Consider the following 18,372-nt stretch of genomic DNA (forward strand, 5'->3'; position numbering starts at 1 on the left):
GAAGGGATTTCGCCGTGCGCTGGCTCAGGATCGCCATAGGTTTCACTGTCAGCCTGCTGACACTGCTCTGCTTGTTCCCGGCCCAGGCCGCCGCGCAAGGCAGTGGCTGGGCAGTATTGCTTGACGAACAGGCCGACCTGCAACTGAGCGACATCCGTTCCTCGCGCTACACCAATCAATTCAGCCCCACCGAACTGGACCGCATTACCGCCGCGGAACCGGACGGTGCGTTGTGGGTGCGTTTCAAACTGCAACCCGGCAAGCACGAACAAGTGCTGCGGGTCTTTGCCCCGGACCTGTCCCACCTGAGCCTCTATGTACTGGACGGCGACACCCTGGTGGAACAACAGAGCACCGGCACACGTCAGCCCCAGGCCGAGCGTCCGTTGCCCAGCAGCGACTTCATGCTGCCCATGCCCCAGAGCCAGAAGCCTTTAGAGGTCTACCTGCGCCTGGTCTCGGAACACGAACTGCGCCCCTATATCACCCTGGAACCGGCCGTGCTCGCCGCCGCCGACCAGACCCAGACGCTGATCTACGGCCTGCTGTTCGGCTGTCTGCTGATGCTGATCCTGCACAACCTCACCCGTTTCGCCTACCACCGCTCGCGCAGCAGCCTGTGGTTGGCCGCCTGCGAAATCCTGCTGATGCTCAGCCTCGCGCTGCTGCTGAACCTGATCGGCCCGTGGCTGCCGAACTGGCACGCGATCCAGACGCCGGGCGCCTACCTGGCGCTGCTGCTGACGGCGCCGTGCGGATTGATGTTTGCCTATCGGTTCTTCATGCCTTTGGGCCCACATCCGCTGAACAAGCTGTTGATGGCGGATATCCTGTTCATCGTGCTGTGCGGCCTGCTGCTGTTGTTCGTCAACACCCTGCCGCTGAACATCATCACCTATGCCCTGGTGGCTCTGGCCGGCTTGAGCATGCTGTTCGTCTCGGCTTATCACTGGCAGAAAGGCTACCGTCCGGCGCGCCTGTTCGTGGCGGCGATGGTGGTGTTCAACATCGGTACGTTGATCATCCTGCCGGCGCTGCTGGGCCTGACGATGGTCTCGCCCCAGGGCCTGATCGTCACGCTGCTGGCGTTTATCTGCCTCAGTGGTCTGTTGATGAGCCTGGCGCTGGGCGAACGCCAGCGCGCAATTGTCGAAGCGCGCTTCAGCCTCAGCCGCGACCTGGCGGCAAGCAATGCCGAGATTGCCGCCAAGGCCGAGTTCCTGGCCAAGATCAGCCACGAAATCCGCACCCCCATGAACGGCGTGCTGGGTATGACCGAGCTGCTGCTGGGCACGCCCCTCTCGGTGAAACAGCGTGACTACGTGCAGACCATCCACAGCGCCGGCAATGAACTGCTCACGCTGATCAACGAAATCCTCGATATCTCCAAGCTGGAATCCGGCCAGATCGAATTGGATGACGTGCAGTTCGACCTCAATGCACTGATCGAAGACTGCCTGAGTATCTTCCGCGCCAAGGCTGAACAACAGAACGTCGAGCTGATCAGTTTTATCCAGCCCCAGGTGCCTCGCGTGATCAGTGGCGACCCGACGCGCCTGCGCCAGGCCATGTTGAGCCTGCTGGAAAACGCCCTGCAAAAGACCGACGAAGGTGAAGTGCTGATCGTCGTCGCGCTGGACGACCGCAGCACCAAGCCGCGCCTGCGCATCGCCGTGCAGGACAGCGGTTTGCCGATGGAAGCCGCCGAGCGTGACGCTCTGCTGCACAGCGAACTGCACAGCAAGAACTTCTTCTCCGCCACCCGACTGAACGGCCACCTGGGCCTGGTCATCGCCCGCCAATTGATCCTATTGATGAACGGCGAATTCGGCATCAAGAGCGGCAGCCACCAGGGCAGCACCTTGTGGCTGACCTTGCCGCTGGACCCGGAACGCCTGGAACACCCCACCTCCGACCTCGACGGCCCACTCAAGGGCGCACGGGTGCTGGTGGTGGACGACAACGACACCTGTCGCAAAGTATTGGTGCAGCAATGCTCGGCCTGGGGCCTCAACGTCAGCGCCGTGCCTTCGGGCAAGGAAGCCCTGGCGTTGCTGCGCACCAAGGCGCACCTGCGCGATTACTTCGACGTGGTGCTGCTGGACCAGAACATGCCCGGCATGACCGGCATGCAACTGGCGGCGAAAATCAAGGAAGACCCAAGCCTGAACCACGACATCCTGCTGATCATGCTCACCGGCATCAGTAATGCGCCGAGCAAGATCATCGCGCGCAATTGCGGGATCAAGCGCATCCTCGCCAAGCCCGTGGCCGGCTATACGCTCAAGACCACCCTGGCCGACGAACTGACCCAGCGCAGCAAGGGTAACGTCCCACCACGCCCCGTCCTCAACACGCCGGCGGCGATCACCGTGCCAACGGATTTCCGCATCCTGGTGGCAGAAGACAACAGCATCTCCACCAAGGTGATCCGTGGCATGCTCGGCAAGCTCAACCTCAACCCGGACACCGCCAGCAATGGTGAAGAAGCCCTGGAGGCGATGAAGGCCCAGCGCTATGACCTGGTGTTGATGGATTGCGAAATGCCGATCCTCGATGGTTTCTCGGCCACCCAGCAATTGCGCGCGTGGGAAGTCAGCCACCAGCGCGTTCGTACGCCGGTGGTGGCGCTGACGGCGCACATTCTGTCCGAGCACAAGGAGCGCGCACGCCAGGCCGGGATGGACGGGCACATGGCCAAGCCCGTTGAGTTGTCACAGTTGCGTGAGCTGGTGGAGTTCTGGGTGGCGCAGCGGCAACAGCGACCAGAGCACGCCCCCTCCTGACGTGTAATGCAGACCCCATGTGGGAGCGGGCTTGCTCGCGAATACGGTGTGTCAGTCAATGCATCCTTAACTGATCCATCGCATTCGCGAGCAAGCCCACTCCCACATTTGGTCTCTGCCGCCTGATAGACTCTCAACACTTCCTCCGCCGCGAGCCGCCCCCATGCTCCACGTGTTATTCAGCGTCTACCTGAAAATGCTGGTGCTCTACAGCCCGTTCTTCGTGCTGTCCTGCTTTATCAGCCTCACCCGTGGCTACTCCAGCAAAGAGCGGCGGCGCCTGGCGTGGAAGGTGGCGTTGGCAACCCTGGTATCGAGCGTGTTGCTCTACCTGTTCGGCCGCGTCATTTTCAGCGTGTTCGGCATCACCGTCGACGCGTTCCGCATCGGTGCCGGCAGTGTGCTGTTCATTTCCGCCTTGGGCATGGCCCAGGGCAAGTCCGCAGTGCAGACCGACAACGTACAGCAGGACGTGACCATCGTACCGCTGACCATTCCCCTCACCGTCGGCCCCGGCACCATCGGTGCGTTGCTGGTGATGGGCGTGAGCCAGCCGCATTGGGATGACAAAATCACCGCCATCCTCAGCATCGCACTGGCCAGCCTCACGGTGGGCGTGGTGCTGTACCTGTCCAACCGGATCGAACGCATCTTGGGCGACCAGGGCTTGCAGATTGTCAGTCGGTTGATGGGGTTGTTCGTGTGTGCCCTGGCCGCGCAAATCATCTTCACCGGTGTGCGCGGTTACCTGGTGCCTTAAATCCGGTACTTGGCGATCGCCAATTGCACCTTGTCACCCGCACTCTCGCGCATCAGTTGGATCGTCTTTTCGTTGACTACCGAGGTGTTCAGCACCAGGCACGTCTGCCCGCTGAAGGCCTCGAATGAGGAACTGTCCCATTCCAGAAATGGCAACCCTACCTGCTTGCTCACTCCCTGGGTGCTGTAGGTCACCAGCACCATCATCAGTTCCCCCTCTGTTTGCGCACAGGACGCCAGGCCGAAGTCGCCGCCCTGGTGTACGGCACTGTTGCGTTTGAACAGCTCGAAAGTCCCAGGTGTCTGCTTCAACGCCTCCACTGCATCGGCCGCCAGTTTCGGCAATACGCTGAGCAAGTGCGCAGACAACGATGTCGACGCCAGCAGGGCCGCGATGATATTCAGCGCCGCCGATTGCACGGTCAGGCCCTTGCCGGAACGTGAAATCCGTTCGAAGCGGCTGCGCACCGGCAACCACCCCAGGCTGACCATCACCCTGATGAATTCGTCGTACCAACGTTCGGTGCCGCGTGGGACTTTCAACACATCGCTGACATAGCTGCTGGCCAGCAAATAGCTCTTACGCACGTATTCTCGATTTAAACCGGACAAGCCTTCGGCAAACGAGATGACGCTGTTGTTGACCACCGCGGCGTTGAAGTCGTCCTCGATGTCCAGCGGCAAGGCCGCGCGCTTGCCTGACGCTCCCGGTAGTGTGTAGGCGGCAATCAACTTGCGCCTTTTTGTACTGCTGATCCTTCTGTGATGTCGCTCCATTTTAGTTCTCCACAAGCACCCCGACTCGGGGCTTATGTCCACCCTAGTTCACTGACTGAAGCGTTTTCCAGACGACAAACATTCCTTGGCGCAGCGCATCAAACCGTACAGCCCAGCAATAACGCGGCGCGCCTGGCGGGCTTCCGGATTTCGCCGTAGAAAGAAGAAAAAGCCCCGGACAACGCCAGGAAAATCCCTGGGTCATTCGGAGCTTTCAGGCACCTGAGGGGCGGTTTTCAGGAGGCCGGTTTCTCGCCGTACCAGCGCGGCGTGTACACCCACTCACCGCCACCGGCACGCGGGAAGGTGACGGTGGTGGACGAGCCGATCAGCACCATGGTGCGCATGTCCACCTGATCCGGCGTCAATTGCCCCAGCGTGGTGACACGCAGCGTCTGACCCGGCCGACCGATATCACGGCCCAGCACCACCGGCGTTTCAGGCGTGCGATGCCGCGCGACGATTTCCAGGGCACGCCCCAGCTGCCACGGCCGCGAGCGCGAGATCGGGTTGTAGAACGCCAGCGCCAGGTCGGCCTGGGAGGCAAGGTCCAGGCGTTTTTCAATGATCGACCAAGGCTTGAGGTTGTCCGACAGCGACATCACGCAAAAGTCATGGCCCAACGGTGCACCGGCCTGAGCGGCGGTGGCGAGCGACGCTGAGACCCCTGGAAGGATTTGCAGGTCGACCTGATGCCAGGTCGGGTCGCTGGATTCGTGCAGGGCTTCGATCACGGCAGCGGCCATGGCGAACACGCCCGGGTCGCCGGACGACACTACGACGACCGAGCGACCTTGGGCCGCCAGCTCGAAGGCATGGCGGGCACGCTGCATTTCTTCGCGGTTATCGGTGCAATGCTGCACCTGGTCGTCTCGGAACGGGCCGGCCATGCGCACGTAGGTTTCGTAGCCGAGCACATCGGTGCAGCGCGCCAGTTCGGTTTTTACCGCAGGCACCATCAACTCGGCAGCGCCAGGTCCCAGGCCGATCACGGCAAGGCGGCCACGCACGCGACCGACTTGCGACAGGTCCAGGGGGAGTTCGGCAACATTGATGACGATATCCGCGTCCTGGGCCACGCTGGCAAAACGCAGCGGTACACCCAATTCCAACGCTGCTTCATGCAATGTGGCTTCGGCCATCTGCGTATCACTGGCCAGCAGGCACGCGAGGGATTGCAGAGCGATGCCCGCCTCATGCAACGCCGCGCGCACCCGTTCAGCCAGTTGCGCGCCTGGCTTGCAGCTCACGCTGACGTTCTTCGGGTAGATCAACAATTCATGGGCGGTAGGCGTGCGCTCGGCACTGCCCACATGAATCGCCAGGCGTGCCTGTTGATCCTGGGGCAGATTGGCCTGGTCCAGCCACGGCGCAGCGCCTTCGATGCGTACGCTTTCGCCGGCCAGCAAGTCAGAGACGAAACGCTTGCCCAGTTCCAGATCGGCCAGCTCATAACCCGCAGGCGGCTTGAGCAGGCAGGTGCCGAAGCGCAGCTCGCCACTGGTGGTGATCGCAGCAGCCACGTTCAACGCAGCGGCGATTTCGCGAGCCATCACGTTCACACCGCCAAGGCCGCCAAGCAACGGCACCACGGCGCTACCGTCTTCGGCGACGGCCAGCACGGCGGGCTCTTCGCCTTTTTCCAGCAGCAGCGGCGCCAAGGTACGAATAACGATACCCGCGGCGCACAGCGCGATCAGCGGTGTGCCTTGCTGATACAACTGACGCAGGGTCGCGCCGAATTCACCGTAGACCTGGTCCGCCCCGTCGACCCGTCCGGCCAGGCCGTGGACCGTCGCGTCGGGGTACACACATTGGATCTTGCGTGCCATGGCCAGGCTGCCCTGACCCAAAATAACAATCGCCGGGCTCATCAACCTTGCCACCGTTCACCGGGCACGATGATCAGCGAGAAGTACGGGGACGACGCTGGATCCACCTGATCCAGCGGCACGATCTTTTGATTCGCCATGGTGGCGCGTTCGACATACAGCGCTCGCTCGGCCAGGCCGAGTTCTTCCAGCACCTGGCGCACTTTCGGGAAGTTGCGGCCCAGCTTCATGATCACTGCCGCGTCGGCATCCGCAAGGCGGCGCTTGAGGTCGTCATGGGGCAACACGCCCGAGAGTACCGAAAGGCTCTGATTGCGATAGACCAGCGGGGCGCCCAGCACCGAGGCGCCGCCGAGCATCGAACAAACGCCCGGAATCACGTGGGCTTCATAGCGCTCGGCGAGGCGGTCGTGCAGGTACATGTAGGACCCGTAGAAGAACGGGTCGCCTTCGCAGATCACCGCCACATCACGACCGGCGTCCAAATGTGCGGCGACATCCACGCTGGCGGCGTCGTAGAAATCGCTGATCACCTGCTCGTAGGACATTGGCGCCGGCAACACTTCGGTGGTCACCGGGTACACCAGCGGCATCAAGGTCTGTTGCGGCACCAGATGGTCTTCGATGATGCCGAAGGCGTTGCCCTTCTTGCCCTTGGCCACGAAGTACGCCACCACTGGCGACTCGCGCAACAGGCGCAGGGCCTTGAGGGTGATCAGTTCCGGGTCACCGGGGCCTACGCCCAGGCCGATCAAACGTCCACGTGCCTGCATTATTCGACCTCCGTGGCCAGCGCATTCACCGCAGCGGCGGCCATGGCGCTACCGCCCAGACGGCCCTGCATGATCACGAACGGTACACCGCGACTGTCGGCGGCCAGCATCGCCTTGGATTCGGCGGCGCCGACAAAACCAACCGGGAAACCGAGGATCAACGCCGGTTTCGGTGCGCCGGCGTCAAGCATTTCCAGCAGATAGAACAAGGCCGTCGGAGCGTTGCCGATCACCACCACACTGCCTTCCAAGTACGGGCGCCACAGCTCAAGGGCGGCAGCGGACCGGGTGTTGCCCAGCTCACGCGCCAGCGCCGGTACGCTGTCATCGCGCAGGGTGCAGATCACTTCGTTGTTGGCTGGCAGGCGTGCGCGGGTCACACCTTCGGAGACCATCCGCGCATCGCACAGGATCGGCGCACCTGCGGCCAGCGCATCGCGCCCAGCCTTGCCCGCCCCTTCGGAGAACTGCAGGCCGTCGATCGCGTCGACCATGCCGCAGGCGTGAATCACCCGCACCGCGAGTTTTTCCAAATCAGCCGGGATACGGTCCAACTTGGCTTCCGCGCGAATGATGGCGAAGGAGTTGCGATAGATCTCCTGACCGTCGCGGATGTAATCAATCATCGGTGTTGCTCCGTGGGCGAGCGCGCAGCAGGGCGCCCGTCGCTTCAATAGAAAGGTTGCGCGCGTGCAGCCTGCCGAAACCGGGCTGGGCTGCCTCGCGAAAGTAGAGGTCGTAGTGGCCGGGGCTCACGGCCAGCAAGGTGACCGGCGCCGTGTGCGCGGCGGCGCAGGAGCGCGGGCAGCCGGACAGGTGCACGTCGTGACCGGTGTCCAAAGCGGCGAGTTGCACCGCGTCGGCCTTGGTGTCGGCCAGGGCTTTGCCGCAGCCGCTGGAACCGGTGCAGGCGGTCATGCGCGCCAGGGGCTGGTCGATTGAGCAGAGGAAGCCCAATTGCGCCAGGCGTTCGGTGACGGCGTGAGGTTTTTCAACGCTGGGCAACAGCACGCCCTGCCAGGGGGTAAAACGCAAGGTGCCGTCGCCGTATTCGCTGGCCAGTTGTGCGGCGCCCTTGAGCATCGTCGCATCGAGGCGACCCAAGGGTGCAATGGCGGCGACGTAGAACTGATTCTTTTGTGCTTGTGGATAACTGCCGAGGTGCAACAAAGCGCCGCTGGGCGGGCGTTTGAAGCCATCCGCCGGCAGCAGCGGCAGTTTTAGACGACTCAACACGTTATCCACAGGCAGGTGGCGCATGCGGGTCTGTTCAGGGGTGGCGATGTCCAAAAACCCTTCCAGCACAGCCACCACCAATGCATGCCCCTGGTCCAATGGCACGGCGGCCAGCGGTGCATCCAGACCCGGACACCCGGCCAGGCCAAACGCGAGGAGTGTTTCGCCCTTGCGCACGAACGCCGACAGCCACAGGTCATGGTGATGTTCGAGCATTGCCAGCGCCTCGCCCCCGTCCAGCTGCACCGCGAACTTGGCCGACAGTTCATGGAAACGCGGGTGATTCTGCAGGGTGGCGAGGATCTGCTCCGCCAACGGCCGGGTGTCGAACAGCATTTGCGGGTCGATACCGGCGCTGGGGCTGAGCATCAGGTTGCGCACGTCGTCGCCGGCAGCGTTGTTGGGGCCCAGATCGGCAGCCAACAGCATGGCAATCAACGCGCCCTCTTCGGCGCCGATCCCGCGAATCTGCAAATTGGCGCGGTTAGTCGCCTCGATCACCCCGCCCGCATACGTCTGGGCGGCGTCCGCCACTGCGCAGGCTTGGGCGGCGCTGATCGAACCACCGGCCAATTTGATCCGACAAATGCCACCGTCCAGCGCCTGGACAATACGCAGCAACCCCGGACAAGCCGAGGGGCGCAAGGTATTCACAGCGGGCGTTGGGTTCACGGGGCTACCGGTTGATGGGTAAAGGCGCGGTATTATGCCTGCTTTGTCCGGCGGCATGAAAAGCCTGCCCGTCGGATGTCGTTCAAGGAATATTTATGTCGCCCTGGCTGACGGTTGTAGGCATCGGTGAAGACGGCTTCAAGGGGCTGGGCAGGAATGCCCGGCATGCCCTGTTGCGCGCCACGCGGATTATAGGCGGCCAGCGCCAGTTGGACCTGCTGCCGGTGTGTATTCGGGGTGAGCGCGAGTTGTGGCCGAGCCCGTTTTCCCTGGAACCGGTGCTGGCGCGGCGTGGCGAGTCGGTGTGTGTGTTGGCCAGTGGTGATCCGATGTTCTATGGCGTGGGCGCGAGCCTGGCGCGGCAGGTGGCGGCTGAAGAGTTGCTGGTCTTGCCGGCGCCTTCGTCGGTGTCGTTGGCGGCGGCGCGGCTGGGCTGGCCGTTGCAGGAGGTGGTGACGTTATCCGTGGTGGCCCGGCCGCTGGCGGCGCTGAATGCGCATCTGGCCAGTGGGGTGCGGCTTTTGGTGTTGAGTAATGACGGCCGAAGTCCGGCGTTGATTGCTTCTTTGCTGGCTGAATCCGGTTTCGGCCCGAGCCGGCTGAGTGTGTTTGAGCACCTGGGCGGCACGGATGAGCGACGCATCGACGGCGTGGCGAGTGATTGGCGTCCGGCTTGCGTCGCCGATTTGAATCTGGTCGCCATCGACTGCGTGGCCTCTGGCGATACGCCCCGTCTGTCGCGTCTGGCGGGCCTGCCAGATTCAGCTTTCAAACATGACGGCCAATTGACCAAACGCGATGTGCGCGCCCTGACCCTGGCCCGTCTTGCGCCGATGCCCGGCGAACTGCTGTGGGACGTGGGTGCAGGCAGCGGCTCCATCGGTATCGAGTGGATGCGGGCTCACCCGAGCTGCCGGGCAGTGGCGATTGAAGCGGATGAAGGTCGCCAAGGCCTGATCGAACACAACCGCGACGCCCTTGGCGTGCCGGGCCTGCAACTGGTTCGCGGCAAAGCGCCGGATGCGCTCGACGGCCTGGAAGCCCCGGACGCCATCTTCATCGGCGGCGGCGTCACCCGTGACGGCGTGCTCGACACCTGCTGGCACCATCTGCGGCCGGGCGGGCGGTTGGTCGCCAACGCCGTGACGCTGCAAAGCGAAATGACCTTGATGGACTGGCGTACGCGCTATGGCGGAGAACTCACGCGTATCCATGTCGCCCAGGCCCAGCCGCTGGGAGCGTTCGACACGTGGCGCCAGGCATTGCCGATCACACTGCTGGAAGTGGTCAAGCCGCGATGAAACGCATCCTGCTGCTGGGCGGCGTGACTGAAGCGCTGGCCATCGCCCGTACATTGGGCCCGGAACATATCTACAGTTTGGCCGGTGTTGGGCGCGTGCCGACTGACTTGGCGTGCCAGGTACGGGTCGGTGGGTACGGCGGGGCCGAGGGATTAGCACAGTTTGCTCGACATGAGCAGATCAGCCTGATTCTCGACGCGACCCATCCGTATGCGGCGCAGATCAGCCGCAACGCGGCCGAGGCGGCAAGGATTTGCGGGGTGCCTTGCTGGGCGCTACGACGCCCGGCCTGGCAGCCACAGGCGGGGGACGATTGGCGAGAAGTCAGTGATTGGGCCTCGCTGATTGAAGCACTCAAACCTTTCAAGCGCCCGCTGTTCACGCTGGGCCGTGAGCCGTTGCAGCACCTTGATGAAATTCCGCCGGAGCAGTTCTGGACACTGCGCGCCCTGGATGTGTATCCGGGGAATGAGCGTTGCGAAGTGATTGGCGCGCGAGGCCCGTTTCTGATCGAAGACGAACGTGGGTTGTTTGAACGACGCCAGATCGACGTGTTGATCAGCAAGAACAGCGGCAGCACAGCCACCGAACCGAAGCTGGAAGTGGCACGGGAGCGGGGCGTGCCGGTGTTGGTATTGAAGAGGCCAGTGTTGGCGCCGGTAGATCGGGAGTTCACCACCTTGACGACGCTGCAACAGGCAATCACCTCTCTTTAAGCTCCATCGTTCCAATGTGGGAGCGGGCTTGCTCGCGAAAGCGGAGTGTCAGTCACCGGATGAGTTGGCGGGTCTTTCGCCTTCGCGAGCAAGCCCGCTCCCACATTTAGAGCTGCGTTGCCATTTGAGATCTGCAACCGCTCAGTTCCCGTCTATCCTCAAACCCAGCACTGCGACACCAAACCACACCCACCCTTTTTACTTATCCCCACCGATCAGGCTAAATACCCCCCTGATCGTTTAACCCTACGGATTGTCCGCCATGGCCCGTCAACGCTTCGCAATTGCCTGGATCGCCTGCCTTGCAGTGCTGTTCAACGCCTTTGTCATGCCGATGGCCGGTGCGATGCAACAGTCCCAGGACCCGGTGCAGCAATTGTTATGGGGCGGTTTCTGCTCCTCCAATGGTGCGAGCCTGAAGACCATTGCCCTGGGCAAGCTGGAGATTCCGGCGCCACAACAGGACGATCATTCCACCATGCAGCATTGCTGGTGTTGTTCGGGTGCTGCGCCGTTGGTGGCGTTGCCGGGGCATGTGCCACAGTTGTACCTCACCCAATTCAATACCTCACAGCGCTTGCCGCCCGCCCAGCTGCAAAGCCCTACTCCGCGCCAGCAATGGCCGAGCCTCAACCCGCGCGCCTCTCCCACGGTCTGATGTCTTCGCAAGTGAACTGCGTTTTAGAACCGTTCTGGAGAACTGCCATGCTCAAATCTTCCCTGCTTCTGGCGGCGTTGCTGCTGCCGGTGTTCAGTGCTGCCAACGCCGAGGACTACAAGGCCGGTGACCTGATGGTCAGCGAACCCTGGTCCCAGGAGTTGCCGCCGAATGCGCCGACTGTCGCGGCTTATTTTGTGATTCATAACAGCAGCGAAACCCCGGACCGCCTGCTCAGCGTAGAGACGCCCGTGGCGGACAAGGCCGAGTTGCATGAACACGTCATGCAAGGCGACCTGATGAAGATGCAGCAAGTACCGAGCGTCGCCGTGCCGGCCAAGGGTGATCTGACCTTCGCGCCGATGGCGTACCACGTGATGCTGTTGGGCATCAAAGACCGCAGCCTGTTGGCCGACGGCAAGCAATTCCCGCTGACCCTGACCTTCGAAAAAGCCGGCAAGGTCGAGGTGGAAGTGTCGGTACAGAAAGTGCCGCCAATGGCCGGCCACGGGCACAAGCACCCTCAGTAGACTGACAGTCGATGGGCGCCCCACGCGCCAGGTGCTCCCCACGCGCGCGCGTAAGACGCGGCGGTTGGATCAGCCTGTTCGCCATGCTGATGATCTTTATCGGTCCGCTGATTTCCCAAGCGATGCCGATGGATTATCACGCAGGTATGTCGATGGACATGCCGATGGACCATGGCGAATCCCATCACAAAAAGGCCCCTGACGAACACCACGCCCTCTGGTCCAAGTGCGGCTATTGCGACCTGCTCTACAGCTGCCCCGCCCTGCCCGGCGGCGTTTCAACCTTCACCCTGAGCAGCCCGCCCCCCGCCAACGCCCTCACCCCCGACACGCGCCTGGGCCATGCCCGGCAGAGCATCTTCCCCGGCGCCCGCAGTCGCGCGCCGCCCATCGCTTCGTAAGCACTTCACAGCGTTACTTCACCCCGGCCGACTTTAGACAGACAGCCGCAGGCTGCTGGCCGTGTTGTTTACGATTGATTGATGGAATTTGTCATGTCCAGGTTTTCTGCTGACACCCGTTTGGGATATACCCCTGTGCTCGCTGCCTTTTGCGGCGCGCTGCTTGCCCCCCATGTTCAGGCCGATGAACACACCGAGCATGAGCTGACGCCCACCGTGATCACCGCGATCGCCCCCAGCTCACCGCTGACCGTGATCACCAACCCGAAAGACCCACGCCAACCGGTACCCGCCAGCGATGGCGGCGATTACCTCAAGACCATCCCCGGCTTCGCCCTGGTGCGCAATGGCGGCACCAATGGCGACCCGGTGCTGCGCGGCATGTTTGGCTCGCGCCTGAATATCCTCACCAACGGCAGCATGATGCTCGGCGCCTGCCCCGGCCGCATGGACGCGCCTACCTCGTACATCTCACCGGAAACCTACGACAAGCTCACCGTGATCAAAGGCCCGCAGACCGTGCTCTGGGGCCCTGGTGCGTCAGCCGGCACCATCCTGTTCGAGCGCGAGCCAGAACAGTTCGGCGAGCTGGGCACACGCCTCAACGCCAGTGTGCTGGCCGGTTCCAACGGGCGCTTCGACAAAGTCATCGACGCTGCCGCCGGTGGTCCGCTGGGCTACGTGCGGGTGATCGGCAACCAAGCCCACGCCGACGACTACAAGGACGGCAATAACGACACAGTCGCCTCGCGCTACGACAAATGGAACGGCGACGTGGCCGTCGGCTTCACCCCCGACGCCGACACCCTGCTGGAGCTCACCGCCGGCCGTGGCGATGGCGAAGCGCGTTACGCCGGGCGCGGCATGGATGGCTCACAGTTCCTGCGCGAAAGCCTGGGACTGCGTTTCGAAAAATCCAATATCGGCGACGTGCTGGACAAGGTTGAAGCCCAGGTCTACTACAACTACGCCGACCACGTGATGGACAACTACAGCCTGCGCACGCCCTCGGGCACCGGCATGATGGCCGGGCCCATGGCGTCCAACGTCGATCGCCGCACCCTCGGCGCGCGGATCAAGGCAACCTGGCGCTGGGCCGACGTGCAATTGATCAGCGGCCTGGATGCACAGACCAACGAACACCGCCAGCGCAGCAGCATGGGTATCGATACCTACAAGGACCTGCCACGGGTCAAGGACGCCAACTTCCACAACTATGGCGTGTTTGGCGAACTGACCTGGTACGCCGCCGACCGCGACCGCCTGATCAGCGGCGCCCGGCTGGACCGCGCGTCGGCCAAGGACTTCAGGCAAACCAGCGGCTCCGGAATGATGAAGCGCCCCAACCCAACCGCCGACGACACGCGTGCCGACACCTTGCCCTCGGGCTTCGTGCGCTATGAGCACGACCTGGCCGACAGCCCCACCACCCTCTACGCAGGGCTGGGCCACTCAGAACGTTTCCCCGATTACTGGGAGCTGTTTTCGCCCAACACCGGTGCGACCGGTTCGGTGAATGCCTTCGACGGCGTGAAGCCGGAGAAAACCACCCAGCTCGACTTCGGCGCGCAGTACAAAGCCGACGATCTTGAAGCCTGGGCTTCGGGCTATATCGGCCGGGTGCAGGACTTCATCCTGTTCGACTACAGGCCCGGGATGATGGGCACCACGTCCCAGGCCCGCAACGTCGACGCGCGCATCATGGGCGGTGAACTGGGCGCGGCGTACAAGCTGACCCAGAACTGGAAGGCCGACGCCACCCTCGCTTACGCCTGGGGCAAGAACAGCAGCGACGGCAAAGCGCTGCCGCAAATGCCGCCGCTGGATGCTCGCCTGGGCCTCACCTACAGCGAGGATGACTGGAGCGCCGGCGCGCTGTGGCGTGTGGTCGCCGCTCAAAACCGCATCGACCAGAACAAGGGCAACGTGGTCGGCAAGGACTACGACAAAAGCAGCGGCTTTGGTGTGTTCTCGCTGAATGCGGCGTATCGCGTCAATAAACACTTCAAGGTCAGCACCGGCGTCGACAACCTGTTCGGCAAGGCCTATGCCGAGCACCTGAACCTGGCCGGCAACGCTGGGTTCGGCTACCCGGCCAGTGACCCGCAAGCCATCAAGGAGCCGGGGCGCACCCTTTGGACCAAGGTCGATATGACCTTCTAAAAACATCGGGGGCAAGCCCCCCCACACTTGAAATGCATTCCAACTGTGGGAGGGGGCTTGCCCCCGATGGCGGCCTACCAGACACAAAAAAACCAAAGCCTTGCGGAGCCCAATGATGACCCCTCAAAAGATTTCCTTCTACAACCTGGCCTGGCGCTGGCACTTCTACGCCGGCCTTTTCGTCGCCCCCTTCATGGTGCTGCTGGCCCTGACCGGCATCATCTACCTGTTCAAACCTCAGTTGGACCCGCTGATGTACGGCGACCTGCTCAAGGTCCAGACCGCCGAGCACGCCCTGAGCGCCGACGAGCAACTGCAGCGCGCCAAGGCCGCGTATCCCAAGGCCGCGATCAGCAAATACCTGCCGCCTGCCGACAGCACCAGCAGCGCGCAATTCGTGATGCACAACCAAGGCCGCGAAGTGACCGTCTTCGTCGACCCGTATCGCGGCAACGTCCTCGGCGAGCAGGACGCCAAATACAACCTGCAAGCCATCGCCCGCGCCCTGCATGGCGAGTTGATGATCGGCACCGTCGGCGATCGCCTGGTGGAACTCGCCGCCGGTTGGGGCGTGATGCTGGTGGTGTCGGGCCTGTACCTGTGGTGGCCGCGCGGCAAGTCCTCGGCGGGGGTGCTGTGGCCGCGCTTCAACAGTCGCGGCCGGGTGTTCTGGCGCGATATGCACGCGGTCACCGGTTTCTGGGGAGCATCACTGCTGCTGGTGATGCTGCTCAGCGGCATGACTTGGACCGGCTTCTGGGGCAAGCAATACGCTGATGTGTGGAACACCTTCCCGGCGGCGATGTGGAACAACGTGCCGCAGTCCGACCAGCAGGCACGCGTGCTCAATACGGCCCGCCAGCAGACCGTGCCCTGGGCCATGGAAAACACGCCGATGCCGATGTCCGGGGACCATGCCGAACACATGAACCACGGCGCCATGCACTCGGCTCCAGCTGCGCCCACGCTGCGCCTGCAACAAGTGGTCGACCTGGCCACCGCACGCCACGTCGAGCCCGGCTACAGCATCACCTTCCCCACCACCGCTGAAGGCGTGTTCACTGTCGCGGTGTTCGCCAACGACCCGCGCAATGACGCCACCTTGCATGTGGACCAGTACACCGGCAAGGTGCTCGCCGATGTGCGCTGGGAACACTACAACGCGGTCGCACGGGCCACCGAGACCGGTGTGATGCTGCATGAAGGCAAGATGTTCGGCTGGGTCAATCAACTGATCGTGCTGCTGATCTGCCTGATGATTCTGCTCAGCGCCGTCAGCGGCGTGGTGATCTGGTGGAAGCGTCGGCCTCAAGGCGGACTTGGTGTTCCGCCGCTGCGCCATGACTTGCCAAAGTGGAAAACCGCGATGGCGATCATGCTCGCATTGGCGATCATTTTCCCTCTTGTGGGCGCCTCTTTGATCCTTGTGTGGGCGTTGGATCGCCTGGTGCTATCTCGCCTTTTGGGGCAACGTGAATCCGCCTCAGGTTCAGCATGAAACAGGCGAGATGCCCGGCACAGAGCCGTTCTGTAGCCTTGCGCGGACTTTTTCCGCGCAGCGAATAAGTGTTAACTTATAACACTTTCTGCGTTATCGTTGCTCGCCGCGCCCTGCGGCGAGCACCTCCCCAAGAAGCGATTGATCGACCGATGAACAAGTACCTTGCGTCCGGCCTGTGCCTGCTCGCCCTGCACAACAGCGCCCAGGCCCTGACCCTGCCCGCCAGCCCAATCACCGCGCCTGCGATGGATGACGAACGCGTCGACCTGAACACCCCGACCACCGCCGGCTCGCGCCTGAACCTCAGCGCCCTGCAAACCCCCGGCAGCGTCGAAAGCCAAACCGGTACGCAGATCCGCGAACGTGGCGATGCCAGCGTGCAGGACGCGATTGCCCGCGCTACCGGTATCAGCCGCACCGGCACCCCGGGGGATGGCGGCACTTCGTTATCGGCGCGTGGTTTTACCGGCCAGGGCTCGGTGATGCAGCTGTATGACGGCAACCGCATGTACATGGGCATGGGGACTTCGACATTTCCGGTGGACACTTGGTCGGTGGAGCGCGTGGACGTGCTGCGTGGCCCGGCCTCGGTGCTGTACGGCGAAGGTGCTACCGGCGCGGTGATCAATACCGTGGCCAAAAAGCCGTTTGAAGGCGAGATCGAAAACCACATCCGACTGGGCTACGGCACTTATGATCGCCAGCAACAGGCCCTGGACAGCGGCGGCTCGCTGACTGACACCCTGAGCTATCGCCTGAACCTCAACCGCCTGCACAGCAACGGGTTTATCGACCGTGGCGACTCCAGCAGCGACTTCGTCAGCGGCGCCCTGCGCTGGCAAGCGGCGGACAACCTGAGCTTCACCCTGGCCAGCGACTACGGCGACCAGCGCCCTCAAAACTACTTCGGCACCCCGCTGATCAACGGCCAATTGCACAAGGGCCTGCGCGACAAGAACTACAACGTCAGCAACGACACCCAGCACTACAACGACCAGTGGACGCGCCTGACCAGCGCGTGGCAGATCAACGACAACATCAGCGCCACGAATGAACTGTACTACCTGAAAAACCAGCGTCGCTGGCAGAACGCCGAGAACTACAACTTCACCAACGGCCAGCTTACCCGCAGCGGCAACTTCGGCATCAAGCACAACCAGGAGCAGGTGGGCGACCGCCAGACCTTTACTTTCAAGCACACCCTGTTCGGTCTCGACAGCCAGACCCTGGCCGGCGTGGAATACAACCGCATCCGCTTCCGCCTGGCCAGCAACTCACCGTTCAACGATGTGTTGGCGGGCGGTCAGCCGATCGACATCCTTCACCCGGCACCCGCCGCGTTCAACAGCCAGAACGCGTTCGCACCGCTGTTTTCTACCACCACTAAAACGGTCGCCGGCTTCGCGGAAAACCGCCTGCAACTCACCGATAAACTGTCGCTGGTCACCGGAATCCGCCGTGACTACGCCCATGTCGAGCGTGATGATTTGCGCAACGGCGGCCAAACCGACAAGACCCTCACCGGCAATAACGGGAAGGCCGGCCTGGTCTACGCGATCACGCCTGACACCTCGATCTATGGCCAGTACGCTACCAGCACCGACGGCGTCGGTGGCCTGATCTCCCTGAGCCCAGGCCAGCAGCAGTTCGACCTGTCCACCGCCAAGCAGACCGAGATCGGTATCAAGCAAGCCTTCTGGAACCAACGGGGCGAATGGACGCTGGCGGCCTACCACATCGTCAAAAAGAAACTGCTCACCGACGTGCCGGGCGACCCGGACCTCAAGCAACAAGTCGGCCAGCAATCCTCTAGGGGCCTGGAAGCCAGCCTCGCCCTGCAACTGCCGGATGCCTGGCAACTACAAGCCAACGCGGCCATCGTCCACGCGCAGTACGACGACTTCAAACAGGACGTCGGTGGCGTGCAGGTTTCCCGCGACGGCAACCGCCCGGTGGATGTGCCGCGCCGTACCGCCAACCTGTGGCTGAGCAAGGCCGTGACCGACGATATCCGCGCCGGGGCCGGGGTGCGCTATGTCGACGCACGTTACGCCGACATGGCCAACCAAAATGAGCTACCGAGCTACACCGTGGTCGACGCCACGGTGTCGTGGAAGGCTATGCGCAACACCACCCTGGGCCTGCAACTGAACAACCTGTTCGACCGCACCTACGCCGTCAGCCAATACAACGACGGGCAGCAGTGGATTCTGGGTGAGCCGCGCTCGTTCTTTGTCACTGCGGACTACACCTTCTAACGGTGTTGG

The 18,372-nt window shown here is 62.8% G+C and carries 15 protein-coding genes; 10 read left to right on the forward strand and 5 right to left on the reverse strand.

All coding sequences use genetic code 11. The annotated features are described in order from the left end of the window. Positions 1-14: 14 nt before the first annotated feature. A complete protein-coding gene (locus BMZ57_RS23895; RefSeq protein ID WP_010213499.1) occupies positions 15-2,786 on the forward strand; it encodes a hybrid sensor histidine kinase/response regulator in 2,772 nt (923 codons plus the stop codon). 163 nt (positions 2,787-2,949) lie between these two features. Beyond that, positions 2,950-3,546: a MarC family protein gene (locus tag BMZ57_RS23900; protein WP_003217330.1), complete on the forward strand. Its 597-nt coding sequence runs from the start codon at positions 2,950-2,952 to the stop codon at positions 3,544-3,546. Here BMZ57_RS23900 and BMZ57_RS23905 read toward each other — a convergent pair. From BMZ57_RS23905 to cobG, 5 genes are all read right to left on the reverse strand, one after another. Beyond that, positions 3,543-4,322: a hypothetical protein gene (locus tag BMZ57_RS23905; RefSeq protein WP_069672792.1), complete on the reverse strand. Its 780-nt coding sequence runs from the start codon at positions 4,320-4,322 to the stop codon at positions 3,543-3,545. The two genes, BMZ57_RS23900 and BMZ57_RS23905, sit on opposite strands and share 4 nt — an antisense overlap. 236 nt (positions 4,323-4,558) lie before the next feature. Beyond that, on the reverse strand, positions 4,559-6,196 hold the full coding sequence (cobJ, locus tag BMZ57_RS23910; protein WP_069672793.1) for a precorrin-3B C(17)-methyltransferase: 1,638 nt from the start codon (positions 6,194-6,196) through the stop codon (positions 4,559-4,561). Further along, positions 6,196-6,927, reverse strand: coding sequence for a precorrin-2 C(20)-methyltransferase (locus BMZ57_RS23915; RefSeq protein WP_010213504.1), 732 nt, complete (start codon positions 6,925-6,927; stop codon positions 6,196-6,198). Before BMZ57_RS23915 ends, cobJ begins: the two co-directional genes overlap by 1 nt. After that, complete coding sequence (locus BMZ57_RS23920) at positions 6,927-7,553, reverse strand: precorrin-8X methylmutase (RefSeq protein ID WP_042570885.1); 627 nt, start codon at positions 7,551-7,553, stop codon at positions 6,927-6,929. The genes BMZ57_RS23915 and BMZ57_RS23920 overlap by 1 nt, the downstream gene beginning before the upstream one ends. Beyond that, the gene (gene cobG / locus BMZ57_RS23925; protein ID WP_069672794.1) at positions 7,546-8,892 is read right to left on the reverse strand and encodes a precorrin-3B synthase; all 1,347 of its coding nucleotides are present in this window, start codon (positions 8,890-8,892) and stop codon (positions 7,546-7,548) included. The genes BMZ57_RS23920 and cobG overlap by 8 nt, the downstream gene beginning before the upstream one ends. 38 nt (positions 8,893-8,930) lie before the next feature. Here cobG and BMZ57_RS23930 point away from each other — a divergent pair, with 38 nt between their 5' ends. The 8 genes from BMZ57_RS23930 (at position 8,931) to BMZ57_RS23965 (ending at position 18,363) form a co-directional block, all read left to right on the forward strand. Further along, positions 8,931-10,136 carry a bifunctional cobalt-precorrin-7 (C(5))-methyltransferase/cobalt-precorrin-6B (C(15))-methyltransferase gene (locus tag BMZ57_RS23930; protein ID WP_021493217.1) on the forward strand — a complete coding sequence of 402 codons (1,206 nt, stop codon included), beginning with the start codon at positions 8,931-8,933 and terminating at the stop codon, positions 10,134-10,136. Continuing rightward, a complete protein-coding gene (locus BMZ57_RS23935) occupies positions 10,133-10,852 on the forward strand; it encodes a cobalt-precorrin-6A reductase (protein ID WP_021493218.1) in 720 nt (239 codons plus the stop codon). Before BMZ57_RS23930 ends, BMZ57_RS23935 begins: the two co-directional genes overlap by 4 nt. 262 nt (positions 10,853-11,114) lie before the next feature. After that, positions 11,115-11,510 carry a DUF2946 domain-containing protein gene (locus tag BMZ57_RS23940; protein ID WP_010213512.1) on the forward strand — a complete coding sequence of 132 codons (396 nt, stop codon included), beginning with the start codon at positions 11,115-11,117 and terminating at the stop codon, positions 11,508-11,510. A 47-nt stretch (positions 11,511-11,557) separates the two neighbouring features. Continuing rightward, positions 11,558-12,040 carry a copper chaperone PCu(A)C gene (locus BMZ57_RS23945; RefSeq protein WP_010213513.1) on the forward strand — a complete coding sequence of 161 codons (483 nt, stop codon included), beginning with the start codon at positions 11,558-11,560 and terminating at the stop codon, positions 12,038-12,040. A gap of 11 nt (positions 12,041-12,051) precedes the next feature. Further along, the gene (locus tag BMZ57_RS23950; RefSeq protein WP_069672795.1) at positions 12,052-12,441 is read left to right on the forward strand and encodes a DUF2946 domain-containing protein; all 390 of its coding nucleotides are present in this window, start codon (positions 12,052-12,054) and stop codon (positions 12,439-12,441) included. 93 nt (positions 12,442-12,534) lie between these two features. Continuing rightward, positions 12,535-14,604, forward strand: a complete 2,070-nt coding sequence (locus BMZ57_RS23955; RefSeq protein ID WP_069672796.1) for a TonB-dependent copper receptor — start codon at positions 12,535-12,537, stop codon at positions 14,602-14,604. Positions 14,605-14,719: 115 nt separating this feature from the next. Continuing rightward, positions 14,720-16,102, forward strand: coding sequence for a PepSY-associated TM helix domain-containing protein (locus BMZ57_RS23960; protein ID WP_021493221.1), 1,383 nt, complete (start codon positions 14,720-14,722; stop codon positions 16,100-16,102). Positions 16,103-16,254: 152 nt separating this feature from the next. Then, positions 16,255-18,363, forward strand: coding sequence for a TonB-dependent receptor (locus tag BMZ57_RS23965; RefSeq protein WP_069672797.1), 2,109 nt, complete (start codon positions 16,255-16,257; stop codon positions 18,361-18,363). Positions 18,364-18,372 lie beyond the last annotated feature (9 nt).

The organism is Pseudomonas simiae (assembly GCF_900111895.1).
GTDB classification, from domain to species: Bacteria; Pseudomonadota; Gammaproteobacteria; order Pseudomonadales; family Pseudomonadaceae; genus Aquipseudomonas; species Aquipseudomonas simiae.